This window comes from Mycolicibacter arupensis (genome assembly GCF_002086515.1).
Taxonomy (GTDB): Bacteria; Actinomycetota; Actinomycetes; order Mycobacteriales; family Mycobacteriaceae; genus Mycobacterium; species Mycobacterium arupense.
In genome coordinates this window covers 1-534 of sequence record NZ_MVHH01000125.1, presented here as the reverse complement: position 1 = coordinate 534, position 534 = coordinate 1, and the positions used below count along the sequence as shown (strand labels likewise).

Below are 534 nucleotides of genomic sequence, written 5' to 3'. Positions count from 1 at the left end.
CGTTTTATGACTGACCCGGACGCGATGCGTTCGATGGCGGGTCGTTTTGATGTGCATGCGCAGACCGTGGAGGACGAGGCTCGTCGGATGTGGGCGTCGTCGACGAACATTTCCGGTGCGGGTTGGGGTGGTCTGGCGGAGCGTACGTCGATGGACACCATGGGTCAGATGCAGACGGCGTTTCGCAACATTGTGAACATGCTGCACGGTGTGCGGGATGGGTTGATTCGGGACGCGAACCACTACGAGCAGCAGGAAGCTGCGTCGCAGCAGATCCTGTCGGGCAGCTAGAGCGAGAAGGAGACTGCAGATGTCGATTAACTACCAGTTCGGTGATGTGGATGCGCACGGTGCGTTGATTCGCGCTCAGGCGGCGTCGTTGGAGGCCGAGCACCAGGCGATCGTGCACGACGTGCTGGCTGCTGGTGACTTCTGGGGTGGCGCTGGTTCGGTGGCGTGCCAGGAGTTCGTGGCGCAGCTGGGCCGCAACTTCGCGGTGATCTACCAGCAGGCCAACTCGCACGGTCAGAAGGT

The 534-nt window shown here is 61.8% G+C and carries 2 protein-coding genes; both read left to right on the top strand.

Annotated features, from left to right (window positions below; genetic code table 11):
- On the top strand, positions 1-291 hold a 291-nt coding region (locus BST15_RS20985; RefSeq protein WP_083071180.1), incomplete at its 5' end, for a WXG100 family type VII secretion target.
- A gap of 19 nt (positions 292-310) precedes the next feature.
- On the top strand, positions 311-534 hold a 224-nt coding region (locus tag BST15_RS20980), incomplete at its 3' end, for a WXG100 family type VII secretion target (RefSeq protein ID WP_083071179.1).